At 73.8% G+C, this 23643-nt stretch carries 21 protein-coding genes; 20 read left to right on the top strand and 1 reads right to left on the bottom strand.

From position 1 onward, the window contains the following. Nucleotides 1-42 precede the first annotated feature (42 nt). Entirely contained in the window at nt 43-477 is a 435-nt protein-coding gene (locus IEZ12_RS11335) for a RidA family protein (RefSeq protein ID WP_189271918.1), read from the bottom strand. Between the two features lie 138 nt (nt 478-615). Between IEZ12_RS11335 and IEZ12_RS11340 the strand changes: the two genes are divergently transcribed. From IEZ12_RS11340 to IEZ12_RS11435, 20 genes are all read left to right on the top strand, one after another. Further along, the gene (locus IEZ12_RS11340) at nt 616-1422 is read left to right on the top strand and encodes a fumarylacetoacetate hydrolase family protein (RefSeq protein WP_189271919.1); all 807 of its coding nucleotides are present in this window, start codon (nt 616-618) and stop codon (nt 1420-1422) included. A gap of 104 nt (nt 1423-1526) precedes the next feature. Then, the gene (locus IEZ12_RS11345; RefSeq protein ID WP_043907673.1) at nt 1527-2030 is read left to right on the top strand and encodes a cupin domain-containing protein; all 504 of its coding nucleotides are present in this window, start codon (nt 1527-1529) and stop codon (nt 2028-2030) included. Next, nucleotides 2030-2956, top strand: a complete 927-nt coding sequence (locus IEZ12_RS11350; RefSeq protein WP_189271920.1) for an acyl-CoA thioesterase — start codon at nt 2030-2032, stop codon at nt 2954-2956. Before IEZ12_RS11345 ends, IEZ12_RS11350 begins: the two co-directional genes overlap by 1 nt. After that, nucleotides 2953-4626: an AMP-binding protein gene (locus IEZ12_RS11355; protein WP_189271921.1), complete on the top strand. Its 1674-nt coding sequence runs from the start codon at nt 2953-2955 to the stop codon at nt 4624-4626. The genes IEZ12_RS11350 and IEZ12_RS11355 overlap by 4 nt, the downstream gene beginning before the upstream one ends. Continuing rightward, entirely contained in the window at nt 4623-6995 is a 2373-nt protein-coding gene (locus IEZ12_RS11360; protein WP_189271922.1) for a bifunctional salicylyl-CoA 5-hydroxylase/oxidoreductase, read from the top strand. The genes IEZ12_RS11355 and IEZ12_RS11360 overlap by 4 nt, the downstream gene beginning before the upstream one ends. 46 nt (nt 6996-7041) lie before the next feature. Continuing rightward, nucleotides 7042-7893, top strand: coding sequence for a PaaX family transcriptional regulator (locus tag IEZ12_RS11365; RefSeq protein ID WP_229847441.1), 852 nt, complete (start codon nt 7042-7044; stop codon nt 7891-7893). A gap of 381 nt (nt 7894-8274) precedes the next feature. Next, nucleotides 8275-9705, top strand: a complete 1431-nt coding sequence (locus IEZ12_RS11370) for a DUF2252 domain-containing protein (protein ID WP_189271923.1) — start codon at nt 8275-8277, stop codon at nt 9703-9705. A 204-nt stretch (nt 9706-9909) separates the two neighbouring features. Next, entirely contained in the window at nt 9910-10713 is an 804-nt protein-coding gene (locus tag IEZ12_RS11375; RefSeq protein WP_189271924.1) for a hypothetical protein, read from the top strand. A 148-nt stretch (nt 10714-10861) separates the two neighbouring features. Beyond that, nucleotides 10862-12199 carry a hypothetical protein gene (locus IEZ12_RS11380; protein ID WP_189271925.1) on the top strand — a complete coding sequence of 446 codons (1338 nt, stop codon included), beginning with the start codon at nt 10862-10864 and terminating at the stop codon, nt 12197-12199. A gap of 32 nt (nt 12200-12231) precedes the next feature. Beyond that, nucleotides 12232-12636, top strand: a complete 405-nt coding sequence (locus IEZ12_RS11385; protein WP_189271926.1) for a hypothetical protein — start codon at nt 12232-12234, stop codon at nt 12634-12636. Nucleotides 12637-12667: 31 nt separating this feature from the next. Next, a complete protein-coding gene (locus IEZ12_RS11390; RefSeq protein ID WP_189271927.1) occupies nt 12668-12907 on the top strand; it encodes a hypothetical protein in 240 nt (79 codons plus the stop codon). 30 nt (nt 12908-12937) lie between these two features. Continuing rightward, a complete protein-coding gene (locus IEZ12_RS11395; RefSeq protein WP_189271928.1) occupies nt 12938-13177 on the top strand; it encodes a hypothetical protein in 240 nt (79 codons plus the stop codon). Further along, nucleotides 13174-16644 (top strand): hypothetical protein, encoded by a 3471-nt coding sequence (locus IEZ12_RS11400; protein ID WP_189271929.1) that lies wholly within the window; start codon nt 13174-13176, stop codon nt 16642-16644. Before IEZ12_RS11395 ends, IEZ12_RS11400 begins: the two co-directional genes overlap by 4 nt. Before the next feature lie 7 nt (nt 16645-16651). Continuing rightward, nucleotides 16652-17161: a hypothetical protein gene (locus IEZ12_RS11405; RefSeq protein WP_189271930.1), complete on the top strand. Its 510-nt coding sequence runs from the start codon at nt 16652-16654 to the stop codon at nt 17159-17161. Further along, nucleotides 17158-17586 (top strand): hypothetical protein, encoded by a 429-nt coding sequence (locus tag IEZ12_RS11410; protein WP_189271931.1) that lies wholly within the window; start codon nt 17158-17160, stop codon nt 17584-17586. Before IEZ12_RS11405 ends, IEZ12_RS11410 begins: the two co-directional genes overlap by 4 nt. Beyond that, on the top strand, nt 17577-19460 hold the full coding sequence (locus IEZ12_RS11415) for a hypothetical protein (RefSeq protein ID WP_189271932.1): 1884 nt from the start codon (nt 17577-17579) through the stop codon (nt 19458-19460). Before IEZ12_RS11410 ends, IEZ12_RS11415 begins: the two co-directional genes overlap by 10 nt. Then, complete coding sequence (locus tag IEZ12_RS11420) at nt 19460-19837, top strand: hypothetical protein (protein WP_189271933.1); 378 nt, start codon at nt 19460-19462, stop codon at nt 19835-19837. Before IEZ12_RS11415 ends, IEZ12_RS11420 begins: the two co-directional genes overlap by 1 nt. A 1-nt stretch (nt 19838) precedes the next feature. Beyond that, complete coding sequence (locus tag IEZ12_RS11425) at nt 19839-20465, top strand: hypothetical protein (protein ID WP_189271934.1); 627 nt, start codon at nt 19839-19841, stop codon at nt 20463-20465. Beyond that, nucleotides 20458-21825, top strand: a complete 1368-nt coding sequence (locus IEZ12_RS11430) for a baseplate J/gp47 family protein (RefSeq protein WP_189271935.1) — start codon at nt 20458-20460, stop codon at nt 21823-21825. The genes IEZ12_RS11425 and IEZ12_RS11430 overlap by 8 nt, the downstream gene beginning before the upstream one ends. Then, nucleotides 21822-23643, top strand: a 1822-nt coding sequence (locus tag IEZ12_RS11435; protein WP_189271936.1) for a LamG domain-containing protein, incomplete at its 3' end; no start/stop codon positions are given. The genes IEZ12_RS11430 and IEZ12_RS11435, both read left to right, overlap by 4 nt.

Below are 23643 nucleotides of genomic sequence, written 5' to 3' on the forward strand. Positions count from 1 at the left end.
TTCGGCGTTGCCGTGTCCCGAATATCGATCGACCGTGACAGATCAGGACGACTCCGGGCGGATCAGCCGCTCGTCCGGGATCACCGCGACGCCGAGGATCTCGATCACCGCCTCGGGCTGCCACAGCGCGGTGGTGCCGATGCCGGCCATCGCCGGGTAGACCGGGCCGGCGAGCTCGCGCCAGACCTCGCCGATCTGCTTGCCGTGCGCCTGGTAGTCGGGGATGTCGGTGAGGTAGAGGGTGATGCTGACCAGGTCCTGCGGACGGCCGCCCGCCTCGGCGAGGGTGGCGAGGACGTTGCCGAAGGCCTGCCGGAACTGTTCGACGATGCCGCCGGGGACGATCCGCATGTTCCGGTCCAGGGCGGTCTGGCCACCGAGGTGCAGGGTGTTGCCGCAGAGCGTGCCGTGCGAGTAACCGCGCGGCTCGGGCAGCGACGCGGGGTTGACCGGAACGGGGGCCGAGTAGCTCGCCATGGAGGACTCCTGCGGGTCGGGTGCCGTCGGTGCGTCACCGTAGCAGCTATTGACAGTTCTGTGACGGTCGCAGAACCATTGAAACAACGCGCCCGGCACCGGGTGGCGGACAGCGGTGCCGAAGTGGAGGTCTCTCCCATGCGTCTCGCAACGGTCGGCCGCCCGGGCGGCGGCACCAGCGCCGCCGTCCGGCACGGGGAGGTCTGGCACGCGCTGCCGGCCCCCGACCTGTCGGCGTTCCTCCGCGCCGGCGCCCCGGTGCGGGCCGGCGCGGAGATCCCCGGCGCCGTCCCGGTGCTGCCGCTGCCCACGCCCGCCAAGGTGCTCTGCTGCGGGCTGAACTACACCGAGCACATCCGCGAGATGGGGCGTGAACTCCCGGCCCACCCCACGCTGTTCGCGAAGTTCGCCGACACCCTGACCGGCCCGCAGGACGACCTGGTGCTGCCGCGCGGCCTGCAGGTCGACTGGGAGGCGGAGCTCGCGGTGGTGGTCGGCGCGCCACTGCACCGCGCCGACCGGACGACGGCGCTGGCCGGGATCGCCGGCTACACGGTGGCGAACGACGTCTCGGTGCGGGACTGGCAGAACCGGACGACGCAGTGGTTGCAGGGCAAGGCCTGGGACGGGTCCTGCCCGGTCGGCCCGGAGGTGGTCACCCCGGACGAGGTGGACCCGGCGGCCGGGCTGGCGGTGGTCTGCCGGGTCAACGGCGAGCAGGTGCAGCGCGCCAGCACCAGGACGCTGGTCTTCGACGCCGCCGACCTGCTGGCGTACGTCTCCTCGTTCACCCTGCTACGCCCGGGCGACCTGGTGCTGACCGGCACGCCCGGCGGCGTCGGCGCGGCCCGCGACCCTCAGCGTTTCCTGGCCGACGGCGACGTGCTGGAGACGTCGATCGAAGGCATCGGCGCGCTGCGCAACACGGTGCGCCTCACCGATTGACCGCCGCGACCGGCGAGCCGCACCGCCGCCGGCCACGGCAGAGCCGACGATCCATCAGAGCGAACCCTCTCGAACCGACCCCCAGCCACGACGAGGAGCTTCCCATGGACCCCACCCCCGGCAACTCCCCCGACTACAGCTCGTACCTGCTCGACGGCGACAACTCGATGTACGCCACCGAGAGCGGCCTGGTGGTCCCGGTGGTGACCAGGGCGGGCGACGAGCCCGGGGACACCGGGCAGTCGGCCGGCGCCACCCGGATCTCCGGCATCAGCATCCAGCACACCCCGGCCACCCGCCTGTGGTTCGGCAAGGTCGGCAACGAGCCGGGCTACCGGTCGGTGCCGCACCACCACGGCGAGGCGGAGACCGGCGGCTACGTGCTGTCCGGCCGGGGCCGGATCTACTTCGGCGCGAAGTTCGCCGACTACGTCGACCTGGCGGAGGGCGACTGGGTGTTCGTCCCGCCGTTCATGCCGCACGTGGAGTGCAACGTCGACCGCAACCGCCCGCTGACCTGGATGACCACCCGCACCCCGGAGAACATCGTGGTCAACCTGCCCGAGGTGCCGGACGCGGAGCTGCCCGACTGGCTGGACCGGCCCTGATGGCCGACACCACCTCGGAGTTCTTCGGCGCGGCCGTCGCCCTGGAGCCCGTCGCGCCCGAGCACTTCGACCTCGCGTTCACCGCCGTCACCCAGCCCTGCCCGTGGCCCAAGGCGTACGGCGGCGACCTGGTCGCGCAGGCGGCGGCCGCGGCCATGCGGTCGGTCGAGGACGGCAAGGTTCTGCACTCGATGCACTCCTACTTCATGCGGCCCGCCGAGATCGGCGAACCGGTGCGCCACGAGGTGGAGCTGCTGCGCGACGGCCGCGGCTACGCGACCCGGCAGGTGCGCGCCTACCAGCGCGGCAAGGCGCTGTACGTGTGCCTGGCCAACTTCGCGGCGGGCGAGGGCGGCGGCAGCTTCGCCGCCGCGCTGCCCGACTGGGCCGCCGACGGTCTGCCCGGGCCCGAGGAACTGCCGGGCTCCGCCGCGTACTTGGCGGAGCGCGAGGGCGGGACGATGACCGAGGCCTCCAGGGACTACTGGTCGGCCGGGCGCAGCTTCGACCTGCGGCACGTGCCCGGCCCGGTGTACCTGTCGGTGGACGGCGGGCGGGCGCCGCACCAGGCGGTCTGGGTGCGGCCGTTCGACGCGCTGCGGCCGGTGGAGGGGTTGAGCGAGGCGCAGCGGGACGCGGCGGCGCTGGCGTACGTCTGCGACTACACGGTGCTGGAGCCGGTGCTGCGGGTGCTGGGCCTGGCGTGGGCCCGGCCGGGGCTGGTGACGGCGAGCCTGGACCATGCGATGTGGTTCCACCGTCCGCCGCGCCCGGGGGTGTTGGACGGGTGGCTGCTGTACGCGCAGCAGGCGGTGGCGGCGGAGTCGGGCCGGGGCCTCGGCGAGGGGCGGTTCTTCACGCCGGACGGGGTCCATCTGGCGACGGTGGTCCAGGAGGGCATGATCCGGGCGGGGGACGGCAGATGACGGAGTCCGGTTTCCGTGACACCTTCGCGCGCGACCACCTGCCGCCGGTCGGGCAGTGGCCGGTGCTGGAGTTCACCACCGAGCTGCTGAAGTATCCCGAACGGCTGAACGCCGCAGTCGAGTTGCTGGACCGTCAGGTGGCGGAGTTCGGTCCGGACCGGCCGGCGCTGCGCACGCCGGGCGGGGAGGTGTGGACGTACGGCGAGTTGCAGTCGCGGTCGGCGCAGGTCGCGCAGGTGCTGACCGAGGATCTGGGGCTGGTGCCGGGCAACCGGGTGCTGCTGCGTTCGCCGAACAATCCGTGGGCGGTGGCGGCCTGGCTGGGCGTGCTGCGGGCCGGCGGGATCGCGGTGGCGACCATGGCGGCGTTGCGTGCGCGGGAGTTGGGGCCGATCGTGGCGAAGACCCGGCCGGCGGTGGCGCTGGTCGACCACCGTTTCTTGGACGAGGTGAGAGGCCTGGACGAGGTGCGCGGTCTGCCCGGCCTCGCGGTGGTGGCGGTCGGCGGCGACGCGGCGGACGACCTGGTGCGGCGGGCGGCCGGGAAGGCCGGCCGGTTCGCGGCGGCGGACACGGCGGCGGACGACGTGGCGCTGTTCGGGCCGACCTCGGGGACCACCGGCGTCCCGAAGGTCACGGTGCACTTCCACCGCGATCTGCTGTCGATCGACAACACCTTCGGCCGGTGCACGCTGCGGCTGCGGCCGGACGACCTGGTGGCGTGCACGGCGCCGCTGGCGTTCACCTTCGGGCTGGGGATGCTGGTGGTGTTCCCGCTGCGGGCGGGGGCGTGCGCGTTCCTGACCGAGTCGGCGACGCCGGCGGAGCTGGCGGCGCTGGTCGCGGAGCACGGGGTGACGGTGCTGGCGACGGCGCCGACCGCGTACCGGCAGATCGTCAAGTCCGGTCTGGCGCAGCGGCTTTCGGGATTGCGGGTCGCGGTGAGCGCGGGTGAGCACATTCCCCGGGAGGTGTGGGAGCGGCTGCGGGCGGAGACCGGTCTGCGGGTGGTGGACGGCATCGGGGCGACGGAGCTGCTGCACATCTTCGTCTCGGCGGCCGGGGACGAGATCCGTCCCGGTGCGACGGGCCGGCCGGTGCCGGGGTTCCGGGCCGCGGTGCTGGGCCCGGACGGCGAGGAGCTCGGCCCGGGCGTCGAGGGCCGGCTGGCGGTGATCGGCCCGGTCGGCTGCCGCTACCTGGACGACGAGCGGCAGGCGGACTACGTCGTCAACGGCTGGAACGTCACCGGGGACACCTTCGTCCGCGACGAGGACGGCTATTTCTGGTACCGGGCGCGCAGCGACAACATGATCGTCTCGTCCGGCTACAACATCGCGGGCCCGGAGGTGGAGGCCGCCGTGGACACCCACCCGGACGTGCTGGAGTCGGCGGTGGTGGCCGCGCCCGATGCCGAACGCGGCTCGGTGGTCTGCGCGTTCGTGGTGCTGCGGGCGGGCGTGGCGGCGGACGCGGCGACCGCCCGGAGCATCCAGGACCACGTGAAGCAGCAGCTCGCGCCGTACAAGTACCCGCGCGAGGTGCGGTTCGTCGAGGCGCTGCCGCGCAATCCGAGCGGCAAGCTCCAGCATTTCCGGCTCCGCCGGCTCGTCGGGGACTCGGCGGCGGGCACGGCGGGCGACGGTACGGCAGTGGAGGGCACGGCATGAGGATCGCGGTGGTCGGCGGCGGGCCCGGTGGGCTGTACTTCGCCTCGCTGATGAAGCAGTTGGACCCGGCGCACCGGGTGACGGTGTGGGAGCGCAACGCCCCCGAGGACACCTTCGGCTTCGGCGTGGTGTTCTCCGACGAGACGCTGACCGGCATCGCGGGCGCGGACGAGACGGTGCACGCCGCGATGGAGCGCGGCTTCGCCCGCTGGACCGACATCGACGTCGACTTCCGCGGCCACCGGTTCACCGTCGGCGGGCAGGGCTTCGCCGCGATGGGCCGGAAGGAGCTGCTGCGGATCCTCCAGCAGCGGGCGGCGGAGCTCGGCGTGCGCGTCCACTACCGCACTACGGCGCCGGGCGTCGAGGAGCTGCGGGCCGGGCACGACCTGGTGCTGGCCGCGGACGGGGTGCACTCCGCGGTGCGGGCCGAGCGCGCCGAGGTGTTCCGCCCGTCGCTGGACCGCCGGCGCAACAAGTACATCTGGCTCGGCACCGACCTGGTCTTCGAGGCGTTCCAGTTCTTCGTCAAGCAGACGCAGTGGGGCACCATGCAGATCCACGGCTACCCGTACTCGGAGGCGGGTTCGACGTTCATCGTGGAGATGCACGAGGAGGTGTGGCGGCGGGCCGGTTTCGACCGCACCGACGGGCGGGAGTTCGGGCCGGGCGAGTCGGACGAGCACGCGGTCTCCCGGATCGCCGAGATCTTCGCCGAGGAGCTGAAGGGCCATCAGGTCCTGTCCAACCGCTCGCGCTGGCTGAACTTCACCACCGTCCGCAACGAACGCTGGTACGACGGCGAGGTGGTGCTGCTGGGCGACGCCGCGCACACCGCGCACTTCTCGATCGGCTCCGGCACCAAGCTCGCCATGGAGGACGCCCTGGCGCTGGCGGCCTGCCTGCACGAGCAGCCGTCCGTGCCCGAGGCGCTGGCCGCGTACCAGGCGGAGCGCAAGCCGGTGGTGGAGTCGACGCAGCGGGCCGCGCAGGCCTCGCTGGAGTGGTTCGAGAACATCGGCATGTACGCCGACCAGGAGCCGGCCCAGTTCGTCTTCAACCTGCTGACCCGCTCGCGCCGGATCACCTTCGAGAACCTGAAGGAGCGGGACGCGGAGTTCGCGGCCCTGGTGGAGGGCGAGTTCGCCGCACGGCAGGGGACGGCGGCGGCCCCGGCGATGTTCCAGCCGGTGCGGATCGGCGCACTGGAACTGAACAATCGGATCATCGTCTCGCCGGTGGACATGTACTCCGCGACGGACGGCGTGCCCGGCGACTTCCACCTGGTGCACCTGGGCTCCAAGGCGCTCGGCGGCGCGGGCCTGGTGATGACCGAGATGGTCTGCGTCTCCCCCGAGGGCCGGATCACCCCGGGCTGCGCGGGCCTGTGGGACGACGGGCAGCGCGAGGCCTGGCGGCGCGTCACCTCCTTCGTCCACGAGCGCAGTTCGGCGAAGATCGGCCTGCAGCTCGGACACTCCGGCCGCAAGGGCTCGACCAGGCTGATGTGGGAGGGCATCGACGAGCCGCTGCCGGACGGCAACTGGGAGGTGATCGGCCCGTCCGCGCTGCCGTACGGGCCGGGCTGCCACGTGCCGCGCGAGGCGACCCGGGCCGATCTGGACCGGGTGGTCGCCGACTTCGAGGCAGCCGCCCGACGCGGGGTGGACGCGGGCTTCGACCTGATCGAGGTGCACGCCGCGCACGGCTACCTGCTCTCCTCCTTCCTCTCCCCCGTCGCCAACCGCCGCACCGACGAGTACGGCGGGAGCCTGCAGCGGCGGCTGCGCTTCCCGCTGGAGGTGTTCGACGCGGTCCGGCGGGCCGTGCCGGAGCGGATCCCGGTGACGGTGCGCATCTCGGCGACCGACTGGCTGCCGGACGGCACCACCGCGGAGGATGCGGTGGAGATCGCCCGGGCCTTCGTCGAGCACGGCGCGGCAGCGATCGACGTCTCCTCCGGGCAGGTCGCCAAGGACGAGCGGCCGGCCTACGGGCGCTCCTACCAGACGCCGTTCGCCGACCGGATCCGCCACCGGGTGGCCGCCCCGGCCGGGGTGCAGGTGATCGCGGTGGGCGCGATCTCCTCCTGGGACGACGTCAACTCGATCCTGCTGGCCGGGCGCGCCGACCTGTGCGCGCTGGGCCGCACCCAGCTGTACGACCCGCAGTGGACGCTGCACGCGGCCGCCGAACAGGACTACCGGGGCGCGGGCGCCGAGTGGCCGGTGCAGTGGCGGGCCGGTCGCCGCCGGCCGCCCACCTCGCGCACCGACCGGATCCCGCCGCGGCTGTCGCTGCTGCGCGACGGCGCTCCCGGGACGGTGCACCTGCGGTGGACGCCGGGCCGGATCGAGGTGTCCGCATGACCAGCGCGGTCCGATCATCGGTTCGGCGTCCGCCATACTCGGTGGGATGAGCGAGACGATGGAGGCCCGGCCCGCCGCGGCGCGCCGTTCCCGGACCGTGCTGGTGACCTTCCTCGGCGCCGTCGTCCGCAAGCTGGGCAACTGGATGCCGATCGCCGGCACCGTCGAGCTGCTCACCCAGGCCGGCCTGGACGCCTCCAGCGTCCGCACCGCGGTGTTCCGCCTCAAGCAGCGCGGCTGGCTGGAGCCGCAGACCCGCTCCGGGGTGCGCGGCTACGCGCTGACGCCCGCCGCGCTGGAGGCGCTGGCCGCCGGCGACGAGGTGATCTGGCACGCCCGGCAGCCCGCCGACCTCGCCGACGGCTGGTGCCTCGTCAACTTCTCGGTGCCGGAGTCCGCCCGGGCCAAGCGCCACCAGCTGACCGCGCACCTGGCCGCGCTCGGCTTCGGCAACATCGGCGCGGCGGTGTGGATCGCTCCCGCCCGGATGCTCCCCGCCGCCGTCCGGGCCATCGCCGAACTCGACCTGACCGACCAGTGCGCCGTCTTCACCGGCGACCACGTGGGCGGGCAGGACCTCGCCGGAATGGTCCGCAAGGGCTGGGACCTGGCCGAGATCGACCGCCGCTACCGGGAGTTCCTCACCGACCGGACCGCCGAGGCCGACCTGCTGGCCACCGCCGCGTTCGTGGACGGCCGGGACGCCTTCGTCGGCTACCTGTCGGTGGTCGACGACTGGCGCAAGCTCCCGTTCCGCGACCCCGGCCTGCCCCCGCAGGTCCTGCCGCCGGACTGGTCCGGCCCTGCCGCCCTCCACCTCTTCGAACGCCTGGTCGCCGCCCTGGAGGGCCGCGCCCTGGCGCACGCCGCACCCTACTGGTCCGTCAGGGGGCGCTGAGCCGCCGAAGTGAGCGCGGGCAGCGGCCGGACGGGCGGGTGGCCCCGGGTGTCGCACGGTGTCCGAACTGCCTGCCGGCGGCGCTCGACACAGTGAGTCACCGCCCGGCCGCCCGCCGAGTGGCTGCGGAGCCGCGCGAGCGCCGGCCGGCCCGCCTCGTCCGGGCCCAACTCGCGCGGACCGGACGGCCCGTCGCCCTCGGCGCCCTCGGCGGCGCGCTGTCGGTCGCGTCCCCCTCGTCGCGGGCCGCCGGTCACCGGGCGCGACCGACACAGCCGCACCACTCCGACAGGCCGGATCCGGCCGGTGCCGAGATGATCGGGGGTGGGCGCCCGCCGGGCATCGAGAACGGCGGCCGCAAGAACCGCGAGGAGGCCTCTGATGGCACAGGAGTCGACCACGGCGATCCGGGCCGTGCCGGGCGCGACGCCCGAGGAGCGGGCGGCGCTCGGGCGGGCGGCCCGGCGCCGTGCCCCGCGTTCGAGCCACGCGGAGTTCCGGCCCGGGAAGAACCGTCCGGACCCGCTGAAGATCCTTCAGGCGCAGTCGGCGACCCGGGTGCCGGAGCTGGTGCCGATCCGGTACGCCCGGATGACGGAGTCGCCGTTCCGGTTCTACCGGGGCGCCGCCGCGATCATGGCCTCGGACCTGGCCGGCTCGCCCGACTCCGGCATCCGGGCCCAGCTGTGCGGTGACGCCCACCTGCTGAACTTCCGACTGCTGGCCTCGCCGGAGCGTCAACTGCTGTTCGACATCAACGACTTCGACGAAACGCTGCCCGGCCCCTGGGAGTGGGACGTGAAGCGGCTGGCGGCCAGCCTGGTGATCGCTGGACGCGCCAACGACTTCGACGACGGAGTGCGGGCCGGCATCGTCCGGGCGACCGTCCGCGCCTACCGCGAGTCGATGATCCGCTTCGCCGGCATGCGCAACCTCGACGTCTGGTACAGCCGGATGGACGCCGACCGGCTCCGGGCGCTGGCCACCGAGCACCTCCGCAAGCGCGGCCGGAAGGCGCTGGACCGCAGCATGGCGAAGGCCCGTACCCGCGACAGCCTCCAGGTCTTCGACAAGCTCACCCGGGTGATCGACGGGGAGGTGCGGATCGCCCCCGACCCGCCGCTGCTGGTGCCCATCGACGAACTGCTGCCGGAGATCGAACGCGCCGCGCTGGAGCAGGAGTTCCACGGCATGATCGAGCGCTACGGCCGCACCCTCGCCTCCGACCGGCGCACCCTGCTGGCCGACTACCGGCTGGTCGACGTGGCCCGCAAGGTGGTCGGCGTCGGCAGTGTCGGCACCCGTTGCTGGATCTTCCTGCTGCTCGGCCGCGACGGCCGCGACCCGCTGTTCCTCCAGGCCAAGGAGGCCGACCAGTCCGTCCTGGCCGCCCACCTCGGCTCCGGCGAGTACGACAACCAGGGCGAACGGGTGGTCTCCGGCCAGCGGCTGATGCAGGCCGCCAGCGACATCTTCCTGGGCTGGGAGCGGGCGCTGGGCATCGACGGCCGGCGCCGCGACTTCTACGTCCGCCAACTGCGCGACTGGAAGGGCATCGTGGTCGCCGAGGACCTGCTGCCGGCCGGCATGAAGGCGTTCGGCGAGATCTGCGGCTTCACCCTGGCCCGCGCCCACGCCCGCTCCGGCGACCGGATCGCCATCGCCGCGTACCTGGGCAACGGCGACGCGTTCGACCGCGCCCTGGTGCCGTTCGCCGAGGCGTACGCCGACCGGAACGAACGCGACCACCGGGCGCTGGTCGACGCCGTCCGGGCCGGCCGACTGCCTGCCCAGGAACTGCCGGAGCACTAGCGCCCGGACCGGACGCCGGGCGCGGGAGCCACTGACCGTCAGGGCTGTCCGGTCGAAAAGGGGCGGCGTAGGGTGGCCGTGAACCGAGCGTCCGGTCCGAAGCGACACCCCCCGTGCGCTTCGTGACGGACGGTCCGCGCGATTCACCATGCACAGTGCGCGACGCACGCGGGATTTGGCATGAACACATTCTGCGATCAGCTGATGATCCGATACCTGGATCCGCCCCGGATCCAGGACCTGCTGGTACCCGCCGACGACCCCGACAAGAACCGGCTGCGCTCGCTGCTGGCGTCCGTGTACGAGCCCAGCACCCTGGAAGTGCGGGTCCTGGAGGCCCCCCACGTCCTGACGACGCAGTTCCAGGTTCCGCTCGACGACCCGCTGACGGTACGGGCGAACTGGGAGAAGCTGCTGCCCGACACCGCCCAGGCGCGGGCCGTCCTGGAGATCCCTCGCACCGGCCCGCCGCTCTGGATCGACGTCGCGCTGGACACCCGGGTCACCGCCCAGGTCGCGCTGACCAGTGGCGCGCTGGACGCCCTCGCCTCCGAGGACCTCACCGGGCTCTCCCAGCAGGAGTTCGCCGCCCGGTTCGCGTTCCTCGACCTCGCCGACCTGATGCGCCGTGCCCACGTGGCCGACTACCAGGAACTCCAGGCGGATTTCCCCCGGCTCTACCGGCTGCACTACGCGCAGCCCCCGCCCTTCGACCCCGCCGCGCCCGGCCGCACCTTCCGACTGCACATCTCGGCGCTGGTCTTCCCCGACCTGGACGACCTCGCCGGCGCGCTGCGCCGCCTGGTGCAGAGCCGGCAGGCGCTGGACGAGTCCCGTCCGCACCCCGACGAGTACGACGGCGGGGCGGTGCTGGCCGCCGGCGCATGGCTGGCGGTCTTCCCCAGGGCTGCGACGTTTCCGAACCCCGAACCCGCCGGCCTGGAGCAGCAGGTGACCGACCTGCTGGCCACGGACGGCTTCGTAGCCGCATTCGAGACCACGACCTGAGCGAGAGGGCGCCCCTGGAACCTGAAGACCCGAAACCTGCAGACCACCTTCGAAGCCTGTCGGCCGGGACCGCCCCGGACGAGTTCTCGTCCGGCCCAGGATCGGCCCGGACCGACGCGCCGTCACCGCATCACGTAGGGAGCGGTCGATGCCGGTCAAATACATCACGGTCAACACCCGCAGCGAACTGTTCGCACCGGCGGTGCGGGCGTTCGGCAACATCGCCATCGTCGGCCGGGCCGGATTCGGTACGCCGACCACGGACCCGGTGCGGTTCACCTCGCCGGTCTCGGCCGCGGAGAAGCTCAAGTCCCTCGGCGGGACCACCTTGACGGCGCAGGCGACCAAGGGAGACAAAAAGGCCACCGTGGCAGCGAAGGTTCCGGCACCGGTGCTGGTGCGGTTCACCGACGCCACGCAGGCCGGCCACGTCCAGTCGGAGGTCCACACGGTGACCGCCGTGAGCACGCCGTCCACGGGGGCCGCTGCCACTTTCGATCTCACCCTGGACAGCGAGCTGAGCGCCACTTACAGCGTCGGAACGAAAGTCACCCAGGAGAGCGACAGCGACCTGGCGACGGCGATCCGCACGGCGTTCGCGCAGACCCCGCCCCCGACCGTGGTCTGGGGCGTCCCGCTGGCGCCGGACTCCCCCAAGTGGGAGGACGGCCTGACCGAGGTCGACAAGCTCGACGTCCAGATCGTGCTGCTCGCCCGCACCCCGCTCGCCTCGAACAGCTCGGACAACACGGACGCCCTCACGAAGCTGAAGAACCACGTGACGGCCGATCTCGGCGACGGCAAGGAGCGGATCGGCGTGGCCATGCTCGATCAGGGCGTGAGCACCGACGAGCTGGCCACCCTCGTCGTCCCGCCGCTCATCGACGAGCGGATGGTGCTGATCGCCCACAAGTCTCCGGACGACGTCGCCGCGGCACTGGCCGGCGTCATCGCGGGCTGCGAGCCGCACATCTCGCTGCTGCTCAAGCCGATCAGCGTCGCGATGCCCGACGTGTTCTCGGACAACGAGATCGACGCCTTCAACCAGGTCGGGGTCAACTGGATCACCAAGCCGGTGCTGCTGCCGGGCCAGGCCCTGTACCTCGGCGAGGGCTACACCTCGGACTGGAGCCACGACAAGAAGTACGTCGACATCGTCCGCGTCCTCGACGACATCAACTTCCGGATCAAGGCCGCCCTGATCCCGGCGCTCGGCAACGTGCGCCTGTCCCGGGTCGGGCTCCGCACCGTCGAGACGGTCGTGCAGGCGGTGCTGTCGCCACTGGTGGCGCGGCAGGTCATCGACGGATTCGGCGTCGTCATCCCGCTGCTGGCACTGCTGGACAAGGACACGGCGGACCTCATCCCCGTCGAGGCCGAGGAGATCAGCACCGCCCGGGCGAACCGGTCCGTCGACATGAGCGTCGAGGTGGTCTACGCGGGAGCGATCCACCGGCTGACGATCGACCTCGTGCTCAAGGGCTGAGCGAGCAGGAACACCAGAAGGAGTGAGACACCATGCCCGACGCCCTGAAATGGGACACCCGGCTGACGGTGATGCTGAACGGCGTCGCGGTGACGCCGATCGACTCGTTCAACCCGACCTTCAACGTGCCCGTCCAGCCGTTGCATTCGCTGGAGGCGGACAACGTCGCGCACATCGTCCAGCCGCAGGCGTTCACCTTCACCATGGCGGTCAAGGCGATCGGCACGGCGGTGGCGACCCTCACCACGATGGCGCTGAACAGCGCCGCGTTCACCATCGCCGTGCAGGAGGCCAAGGGGAACGACTGGACGTTCAACAGCATCGCCTTCAACGACTGCTACATCACCTCGGTCGCCACCACCATCGTGATCGACGGCGTGCCCACCACCACGTTCAACTGCGTCTGCCTGCAGGCCGTTCCGGCCCTGCCGGGCTGACCGGCCGTCAGTCGCGCGGAAGGAGGATCCCATGTCGGACGGGTACCAGGGCACCATGCCCGAACCGGACGGCGGGCAGGCCGCCGCGCCGCCCGGAGCGAACGGGGCGGCCGGAGCGATCCGGGCGGCCGGACCGGACGAGGCGACCGGGGGCGCCGACATCCACTACGTCTTCCCGATCCACGTGGTGCTGGTCGGCGGCACCGGCCGGGCGACCGGAGCTGTCGCGGCCAACACCGTCTACGACGCCCTCTACCGGGCGCTGAGTTGAGCCCTCCGGGGACGAAGGAGAGCCGAGCGCATGCCCCGGATCGAGTGGGAGTTCCCGATCACCGTGACGGTCGTCGGCACGCCGTCGCCGGACCGGCTGGCCGAGCTCGGCCGGGCGGTCGAGGAGGCGCTCGCCGCCCGGCTCCGCCAGGCCGGGGAGCTGCTGGCGGCGAACCGGGTGAACCGCCCGCCGTGCGAGCCGGCGCAGCCGGAGCCCGAGGAGCAGCCCGAACTGGCGGGCCGGCTGCCGCAGTGGGAGCAGGAGCCATGAGCGGCGCCGAGCTGCGGCGGGTCCGGGTCCACCCCCCGGAGGCGGTGGTCTTCGACGCCGGTCCGGCGCAGCTGCCCCCGGACGTGGCGCGGGAGGTGGAGCAGGTCCTGCTGGAGGCGGTCGGCCGGGCACTGGCCGGGGCGAACCTGCTGGCCGCCGCAGCCCCCGCGCCGCCCGCGCCGATGGCCGGCCCGCCGGCCGGCGGCGGCCCGCTGCTGGCGTTCTCGCTGTCGGAGTCGGCGGCGGACCAGGGCACGGAGACCGCCGCTGCTCCCCCGCCGCCGCCCGACCGGCTGCCGCGGCGGGAGCGGACCGCCGACCGGGCCGGGTCCGGTGCGAAGCGCCGGACGTCGGCGGGTGCAATGCGCGGGCCCACCCGGCTGCGGTTCCGGGTGCGGGTGGACCACGAGATGGACCAGGACGACCTGCTGCGCGAGTTCGTCCGCCAGTACTACCGGATCACGGACCCGCAGGAGGTGGAACGGCGGCTGGCCTGGTGGCACTGGACGGACAAGCGCGGGCGGTCCGTCACCAAGCAGGACGCCGACCGCCGCTACCTCGACCTGACCGTCACCGACGCCACCGAGACCGAGACGGCGCTGCTGCCCGAGGCCGAGCGGGAGCGGATCGAGGCGGAGACGGAGGAGCGGCTCCGGCAGGCGATGGGCCTGCCGGCGGGCACGAAGGCCGGCACCGGCCCGGAGGCGGCGGCCCGCCGGCGCGGCGTGCAGGCGGATGTCGTCGAGGAGCATCTGCGCCGGGAGGTCGCGGACCTGCCCGAGGACGTCCGGCGGGCCCTGCTGGTGGGCGACCGGCCGCTGTCCGTGCCGGACCTCACCGCGTCCGTGCGGCTGGGGCGCAGGCTCGCGGCGATGACGCCGGAGCAGCGCGCCGCCTACCTGGACACCGTCACCGCCGAGCCGGGGAGTTGGACGGAGCTGGACGCCTCGGTCGACCGGTTCCTGGCGGACGAGCGCGCCCGCGCCGCCGAGACCGCCCGGACCGCGGCAGCGGCGGCCCCGCTGTTCGGCCGGGAGGAGCTCTACCTGCTGTGGCGGACCTCGAAGAACCTCGACGAGCAGCAGTCCTTCGGCATGGCCGAGCACCCCCCGCCGCCCTCCGACGAGCAGCTGGAGGCCCACCGGCGCCTGACCGAGGCGCTCGCCCGGTGCAGCCTCACCGAGGAGGCGTTCGAGGCCTCGGTCAACGCCTACCTGGGGCAGTTCCGCGCCGAGGCGGTGCGGATCGCGCTCGACATCCTCGCCCACATCGACCACCAGCTCCAGGAGGAGCGGCGCAGGCTGCGCACCCCCGGGTACGTCGAGACGATGGTCGCCGCGATCGCGCGGACGTCCGCCCCCGCCGAGTACACCCGGGCCGTCCACCTGGAGGGCGAGGTCGAATACAACCCTGCCCTCGGCGATTACGTCCCGAAGGAGGGCCTGAACCGGATCGAGGCCGCCGAGTTGCGCGCCCGGGCCGACCGGGAGACCGCGATCGCCTCCGGCCACGACCTGCTGGTCGACCCCGAGCGGCTGGGCCGGGGCACCGACCGCGCGAAGCTCTCCCACCTCGACGCGGACGCCGCCCGGGCCTACCTGCTGGAGGTCGCGGACCGGCGGCAGGCCGACGGGGAGACCGTCCGGCAGGAGCTGGCGCAGGATCCCGAACGCGTCTTCAGCCAGCCGGGCCTGGTGGAGGCGACCAAGCGCAGCCTGGGCGTCAAGGACAGGACGGTCTACGCCTGGATCGTCGACGACCACATCGAGGGCATCGCCAGGTTCCACGTGTTCACCGAGGCCGCCGTCGTCGCCATCACGCTGCTGCTCGCGGCGCTGGTGCCGGTCGGCGGCTGGGTCGCCGCGGCCGCCGTGCTGGCGAACCTCGCGATCACCACCGCTCAGGCGGTGCGGGCGATCGAGGAGTACCAGGAGGCGTCCGCCGAGTACGACCTGAGGTTCATCGCGAACGAGCCCTCGCTGCTCTGGGTCGCCCTCGCCGTGGCCTCGGTGGCCCTGGAACTCCACGTGTCCGCGGTCGCCCTGCTGAAGCGGGGGGCGAACGCCAAGGGCCTGTTCTCGCTCCGGAACGAGTTGCACGAGTTCGGCGAGGCGAAGGACGCCGCGACGGCGACGGCCCGCTACCGGGACCTGCTCACGAAGATCGACGAGGTCGAGGGCCTGGAGCCGAGGCTCGCGGAGGTGCTGAAGGCGCGGGCTGCGGCGGAGCAGGGCCTGAAGCGCGTCCTGGGCGAGTTCGCCGGCCGGCTCCACGGCGGTTTCCTGGTCGACCCGACCGGGCCGATGGAGGCGATGTACTACCTCGCCAAGAAGCACGTGGCCACCGTCGAAGCCCTGCGCGGCGAGGCCCGGATCGCCGAACTCCTCGGCGACATCACGCGGTTGAGCCCGGCGGAGCAGGAGGCGATCACCACCGCGTACGCCCGGGTGAAGGAGATCGTCAAGATCGCCGAGGAGCGCGGTATCGACGACGCCGTGGCGATGCGGTACGTCGACCGGCTCGCCGCGGAGCGGTCGGCGGCGGTGTTCGAGGAGATCGTGGCCGAGCTGCACGCCTGGCGCCCGCCCACCCCGGAGCAGCTCCGGGCCGGGAAGGCGCTGGCCGAGGCGAGCGAACGCCTGCGGGCGCTGTACGCGGAACGGGACGCGCTGCTGCGGGAGCTGCGGGCCCGGCCGAAGACCCCGACGGGGGCCCGGGACGACGCCCGGATCGCGGAGATCGAGGCGGAACTCGACAAACTCTCCGGCGAGTTCGTGACGCGCCCGGGCGGCGTGCGGGAGCGGGTCGCCGGGAAGGGCGAGATCGCCGAGGCGCACCGCGCGATGGCGCAGGCCGAGGAGGTCGTGATCGCCCTCCGGGTGGATCCGCTCGTCCGGATGCGGCAGGTCTTCAACGCGTCCCGGGAGCGGGCCGAGGTCGTCGCCTCCGGCGAGGTCGACCAGGTCGGCACGCTGGGCGTCTCCTCCGGCCGGCTGGAGGTGGACCACGTCGTCTCGCTGAGCCGGATCACCCGGATGGAGGGCTTCGAGCTGCTGACCGCCGCCGAGCAGAACAGCCTCGCCGTCCGACGGAAGAACCTCCGCCTGATGGACGCGTCCGCCAACGCGTCCAAGGGCGAGCACACCTTCGCGACCTGGCCGAACGCCCGGTACTACTACCCCGATGCCGCGGACCTCGCGAGGTCGCAGGCCCTGGAGGCGGAGCTGATCGAGGAGATGCAGACCTGGATCCGGACCAGGGTCAAGAACCGCCGGCCGGTCGCCGGGCCGCAGCTGCGAGCCCCGACGGACGTGGACGCGCCGCCGCCCGGGCAGGCCCGGATCCATACGGAGCCCGCGCAGACCCGGATCCACACGGAGGCGGAGCCGCTGCCGGACGAGCCCGTCGAGGCCCCGGCCCAGCAGCCGCCGCTGCGCCGCCGCGCCGTACCGAAACCGGAGAGGTAGGCCCGTCATGCTGTCCGGCTTGAACGTCCCCGTGCTGATCGGCCCGGTGCCGCTGCTGACCGTCACCAGCCTGACCGTCGACGAGGGCTACCAGGTGGCCCAGATCGCGGGCAGCCGGCTGGCGCAGCTGGTCTCCCCGACCACCAGGACCATCACGGTCGAGGCGGTGCTGGTCGGCCGGACCAGGCTGCTGATGAAGAAGGGCCTGGAGGCGCTGGCGCTGACCTCGCGGGCCCTGGCGCCCGCCACCGCGCCGCTGATGAACCTGGCCGGGCTCCCGGTGGTGTGCGGGATGACGATCAGCCTCGACATGCAGATCACCGGCCTGCGGTTCACCCAGTCCAACCAGAAGCGCGACGCGATCGACGCCAACATCACCCTGGAGCAGGTCCCGCGGTCCAGCCTGTCCGCGCTGATCGGCGAGGCCGCCGACATGCTGCTCGCGGCCGGCATCGCGGCCGTGCCCACCGTCAGCGACATGATTCCCGTCCGCCGCCAGCTGGGAGGCAAGCTGTGACCACGTCCGCCGTTCCGACCGTCCCGGCCCTGGAGTTCGAGCGGCTGCCGGTGGAGCCCGACGAGGGTCTTCCGCAGGCGTTCAGCTGCCCGGTCGGCGCCACCGTCTACGACTTCGGCCTGTACGCCGAGCTGGCCGCGCCCGATTCCGACCCGCCGGAGACGCTGTACGACCTGGCGGCCCCCGCCCCGGCGCCCACAGCGGTGGCGCCGCCGGGCTACCTGGTGCTCCGGGTGGTCCGCCAGGGGGCGGCCGGGCCGCGCACGGTGTTCCTGCGCAAGCTCGTCGTCGAACCCGAACTCGTCCACACCGCAGGACAGTTGGCGATCCGCCTGCTGACCGCCAAGGTGGCCCGGGGCAACCTCAACGGGCCCGGCCACTACGGCACCGAGATCGTGATCGGGGTGGCGCAGCGATGGGCGTGATCCTCTGGTACCGGGTGGCGTTCCCGACGCTGGGCCTCACGGTGTCCAACGACGCCACGTCGGCGGGCATCCTGAGCGACGCGGCGATCACCGTGGACCACGCGCTCAGCCAGGCCGGCGGCTTCACCGTCGAGCTGGCCACCCTGCCGTTGGCCGCCCACCGGGCGCTGTCGGGCGCGCTGGACGACAAGCGCGGCGAGGCGGGCGGCGGCGTCCCGACAGTGATCACCCTCGGGTACCTGGACACGCCGGGCTCCCGGCAGGCCGTGCTGCGGGGCCGGGTGACCGGGATCGGCGTCTCGCCCCGGTTCCCGCCGCTGGGCGTGTGCCTGACCGGCGACGAGGAGGCCGCGCACCGGCTGCTCGCCGCCACCGGCGCGGCCGACGGGGACGGGCTCGTGCACTACCACTCCGTGCAGACCACGCCGGCCGCCGCCGCCAAGGCCATCGTCGAGCGCAGCGGCGGCGCCCTCGCGACCGGCGCCTCCCCGGCCGGGGATCCGCAGGACTTCAACCTGGACGGCCCCAACGACTTCGAGCTGCTGACGGACCTGGCCCGGGACTGCGGGGCGGAGTTCCTGGTGCAGGACGGCACCGTGCAGTTCGGCACGGCCGTCACCCACCCGCCGAGCGGGCCGGGCCCGTCCGTCCCGGCCGACCCGTCGGCCGCGCTGTCGGCGCTGGCCGGCGAGGACGCGCTGATCGCGCCCGCGACCGGAACGGTCGCCCGGCTGGCGTCGTTCCGGCCGGTCCGGGCCGCCACCGCCACCACCCTGCGGGTCGCGGGCGACCTGCCCGACGACGTCTCGGTGGCGGCGTTCGACTTCACCGTGCTGGGCACGCCGGAGCTGCGGACCGGCCAGCTGGTCGCGGCGGGCGTGGCCGGGTTCGAGAACCCGCTGCGGGGCTACCGGATCATCGAGCTGACCCATTCCTCCTCCCGCGAGGGCTACGTCTGCACCGGCCGGGCGGCCTCCTTCACCGCCGCACCGGGCGGCATCGGCCTCGGCACCGGCGGCGGGGGCGACGGCGCGAACCGGCGGAACACCGAGGCGGCCCGCCGGGGCAGCCCGACCGCGGTCGTCGAGGCGATCTCGCAGCGCATCCGCGACGCCCGCGCCGTCTCGCCGTCGGTCGACGTCGGCGAGGTCTCCGCCGCCAAGCCCGACCGGCGGGTCGCCGATCTCCGGTACGGGCAGGGCGCGGGCCCGCTGGCGGCCGCGCCGAGCGTGGACCTCGCCGTGGCCCCCGGCGGTCCGGTGCTGCACGGCAAGCCGGTGGCGGCGCCGTTCGCCTGGTACAACACCGGCCTGAGCGTCCCCGTGTACCCGGGCATGCGCGCGCTGCTGCACGGCGTCCGCGGTTCCCGGGCCGACACGGTGGTCGGCGGATTCCTGTGGAGCAACGAACCGGCGATGGCCCGTCCGGCCGCGAAGGCCGGCGACTGGTGGCTGTGCCTGCCCACCGAGGTCTCGCCCGGCCCGGACCCGCGCCCGATCGGCAAGGGCGCCAACGACCTCACCGCGGCGGACGGCCGCCGGGTGATCGAGGCGGCCGGGCTGAAGGTGGTGGTCGGCGCCGCCGCCTGCTCCGCCGTCGGGGACCGGCCCGCCGAGGGCGACGCCGCGGAGTTCCAGCTCTCGCACGCCTCCGGCACCGAGCTGCGGATCGGCCCGGGCGGCGACGTCGACCTCACCGCCGCGGCCGGCGCCGAGGTGACGGTGACGGCGGGCCAGACCTCCGTCACGGTCTCCGCCGACCAGGTGCAGGTGGCCGTCGGGCCGTCCCGACTGAACGTGACCGCAGAACAGGCGAGCGTCAGCGCCGGCGGAGTCGGCCTGACGCTGAAGAAAGGGAAGGTGGCGATCGGCTGATGTCATTCGTCCTGGTCGAAGGAGCAGTCATCACCTGTGTGCACGGCGGTGCGTGCCGACTGCCCGGGCCGGGCAGCACCGCGCTCACCGTGAGCAAGGCGGGCGTCCTGCTGGCCGGCGCGGAGGCGGGATTCGCCTTCGGGAGCGCCGCCGCACCCGTCCCGGGCATGATCACGCCCTGCCCCGCCGCCCTCCCGAACGGGCAGCCGCAGCCCTGCGTCACCACACCCACCCGGCCGGTGGGCCTCACCGTGAAGCTCACCGTCGCCGGGCAGCCGGCGCTGCTCGACACCGCGACCGGCGACACCGTGAGCGGCACCGGAAAGGGCGCCTGGACGATCACGGACGCGGGCCAGCAGATCCTGGAGGCGAGCTGACATGACGTTCCCCGGCGACCCGACCGGCCCGGTCGACCCAGGCATCCTCGCCGACCCGGGCATCCTCGCCGACCCGGCCGTCCTCGCCGACCCGGGCGTGCTGACCGACCCCGCCGTGCTCGCCGCCCGCTACCCCGGCCTGCCGGGTGCGACGCCGACGGACGGCTCCGGCGCGCCCAGCCTCGGCCACGGCCTCGCCCTCGACGACGGCGATCTCGTCACCGACCCGGCGACCGGCGGCCCCGCCGAGAACGCGGGCCCCGACGCCCTCGTCCAGGCGCTGCTGCTGGCCGTCGACACCCAGCTCGGCAGCGACCGGCTCAACACCGGCTTCGGCTTCGACCGGCTCGCCCTCGGCCGCTACGCGCTCGACCTCCCGGCCCGCAAGGAGTACCTGCGGATGGAACTCGTCCGCTGCCTGGGCGCCGACCGCCGGGTCGCCGACGTCCGGGAGGTGTTCTTCGAGGACGACCCGCGGTTCCTCGAACTGCGGCCCGACCTCGACCCGGCCGCCTTCCAGCAGATCGTCGAGGCGGCCAGGGCGAGCCGCCGGTACACCGTCCACGCGATCCTCGACACCGTCGCCGGCTCCACGCTGACCCTCACCTCAGGGGGACGCCTTGACTGACCAGACCCCTCCCACCCGACCGGTCGGCCCTGACCCCCCCGCCGACGACGGCTACGGCGTGACCGCGGACGGCTTCGTCCTCAAGGGCATCGACCGGATCGTCGCCGACCAGCAGGCCCGCGCCCGCGCCATGTTCGGCAGCGACGTCGACCTGAGTTCCGGCTCGGCACTGCGCAAGGTGCTCGACGCCGCCGCCGTCCACGTCCACGAACTCTGGCGCGCGCTGGAGAACCAGTACTACGCCAACTTCGTCACCACCGCGCAGGGCGAGGCGCTCACCCTGCTCGGCCTCGACCTCGGCCGGCCCCGGCGGCAGCTGTGGGCCACCGGCGAAGTCGTCCTGGCCGTGCAGGACCAGGGCCCGGACCGCGCCGTCGTCGTCCCCCAGGGCGCCGCCGTCCGCACCGTCCCCGCCGCCGGGAAGCCCCTCGTCGAGCTCCGCACCACCGCCTCCGCCACCCTCGACGCCGCCTCCCCCACCGCCACCGTCGGCGTCCGCGCGGTGGAGCGCGGGCCCGGCGGCAACCCGCCCGACGGGGCGGACCTCGAACTGGAGCCGCACTGGGCCGAGGTCCACCTCGCCCTCGGCCCGGCCACCGTCACCGTCACCGCCCAGGGGCCGATCACCGGCGGCGAACTGGACGAGCCCGACGACGCCCACCGCGCCCGGCTGCTCGGCGTGCCCCGGACGGTGTGGACCCAGGACGCGGTGCTCAGCGAGCTCCTCGACATCCCCGGGGTGCGCGACGCCGCCCTGTTCGACCCGCTCGGCGGCATCGACACGTCGAGCGCCGCCTTCAACACCTACGCGTTCGGGCAGCACCAGTTCACCGCCGGACGGCAGACCGGCTCCCCGTACTTCTTCGACATCGTCGTCGCCGTCGAACCGGGCTGGCCCTGGCTCCCCGAGGACGGCGACGTCCCGGCCGTCCGCCCCGCCGTGGTCGACGTGGTCCGCCAGTGGCGGCCGGTCTCGATCTTCCCCGACCTCAGGCCCGCCAACCAGGTCGACGTCGGCCTGCGCGCCACCCTGGTGGTCGAGCCCGGCCACGACGCCGACGCCATCCGCGGCGAGATCCTGGACGCCGTCCACACCGCCGTCGGGCGGCTGCGCCTGGGCCACGGCCTGCTCCACTCGGACCTGGTGCTCACCGCCCGGGCGGTCGCCGGGGTCGCCGACGTGCAGAACCTGCGCCTGCGCCGCGGCGCCCCCGTCTTCGGCGAGGTCGGCCACGGCGGCGCGGTCTACGGCGACGCCCAGGAGCTGTCCGTGGGCGAGAACCTCGCCCTGGCCGCCGACGAGATCGCCGCCTTCGACCTCGACAGCCCGCTGATCGACCTCCAGGTGGTGAGGGCATGACCGCCGACTTCCTGGACGTGATGGCCGGCGGCCTCACGCCCGCCTACGCCCGGGGCCTGGAGCGCCTCGCCCTGCCCCTCACTGCCGGCGCCGACGGCGTCCTGACACCGCAGTACGACGGTCTCTCCGCCTACCGGGCCCGCTGGGGCCGCGACCCGGACGCCCCGCGCCACCTGCTCGCCCCCGCGCACACCTCCGCCGAACCGCTGACCGTCCGCGTCACCTTCACCCGCACCACCGGCCCCGGCGCGACGGCGGAGAGCGCCGACGTCACCTTCCCCGCCGGCTGGCCCGCCGGCGACCAGCTGGCCGTCGAACTCCCCGGCGCCGCAGCCGAGTTCGGACCCGGCCTGCGGATCACCGGTCTCGCCCCGCAGCCGCCGGCGCCGACCGACCCGGACGACTGGCAGCTGACCGCGCTGCTCGGCACCCTCGCCCGGCTGCTGTGGACGATCGGCCGCGACTACCAGGACCTCGACCGCCGCAGCGCCGACGTCGCCCGCCAGCGCTTCGCCCAGCACGCCCGCGGCGCCGGACTCGACCTGCTCGGCCAGGACCTCGGCGCGCCCCGCTTCCCACCGCAGCGGCACGAGCCGGACGAGCACACCCTCGCACTCCTCCACCTCGACGAACCCGCCCCCGTCGACGCGAGCGGGCACCTGGACCCGGCCCACAGCACCGTCACCGGCAGCGCCCGGCCCGACCGGGCCGGGCGGTTCGGGCCCGCCTTCGGCTTCGAACCGCCCGGCGGCGCCATCACCGTCGCCGACCTGCCCGACCTCACCGCCGACTTCACCGCCGAAGCCGTCGTCCGCCCCGACCGGACCGCCGCCGACCCCGGCACCGTGCTGGCCCGCCGCGATCCGCCCAACGCGTCCGCCCCGCCCACCGGTTGGACGCTCACCCTCGGCAAGTGGCGCGGCATCGACCACAACCTGCGCTTCACCGTCTCCGACGGCGCCGCCGAAACCGATCTCTTCGCCGACCTCGACCTGGCCGACGGCCGCTTCCACCACCTCGCCGCCACCCTGCGCCGCACCGGCCCCGGAGCCGACGCCAGGCTGTACCTCGACGGCGCCGAGGTGGACCGGGCCCTGATCAAGAAGCTCGGACCGCTCACCTCCGGGCAGCCCCTGGTGATCGGCGCCGCCCACCAGCCCCCCGGGGGCGTCCCGGCCGACGTGCCCTACCTCGGGCTGGTCGAGGAAGTCCGGATCTCCGACCTCGCCCGCACCTCGTTCGCCCCCGTCACCGGCGAGAGCGACGAGCAGTACCGCGACCGGCTCGCCATCTTCCAGAGCTGGCTGCTCCCCACCCCCGACAACCTCCAGAACGCCCTCAACCGGCTCGCGGGCGACGGCTCCGACCTCCTGGTGGTCGACGAGACCACCGCCCGGATCGCCTCCGGCTCCGCCGTGCTGCGGGTGCTGCCGCCCCGGCTCACCCCCGGCCGGCGGATCGCCGCCGACGGCGACCCGCTGCCCACCGAGGAGCAGGCCGTCGGCACCGCCGCGGACGAGCCCGACTTCGACCCGCTGTGGATCTCGCCCCACGGGAACGCGCCCGGTCTCGGCTTCGACGGGAACGACGACAACCGGCTGATGCAGCTCACCACCCGGCAGGCACTGGACGCCTTGCTCGCCCGGCTGCCCAAGGCGCCTGGCGACGAGCTGACCGTGCTGCACGCCTACGACCCGGCCGGCCCCGGACTGCACGCCGTCGGCCGGGCCCTGAGCCTGCACCACAGCACCGTCCCGACCGCCGAACTCGGTGTGCACGCGCACGCCGCCGGCTTCGGCTGGGTCTCCTGCGGGCCGG

Source organism: Kitasatospora griseola, assembly GCF_014648555.1.
In the GTDB taxonomy this organism is placed as follows: domain Bacteria; phylum Actinomycetota; class Actinomycetes; order Streptomycetales; family Streptomycetaceae; genus Kitasatospora; species Kitasatospora griseola.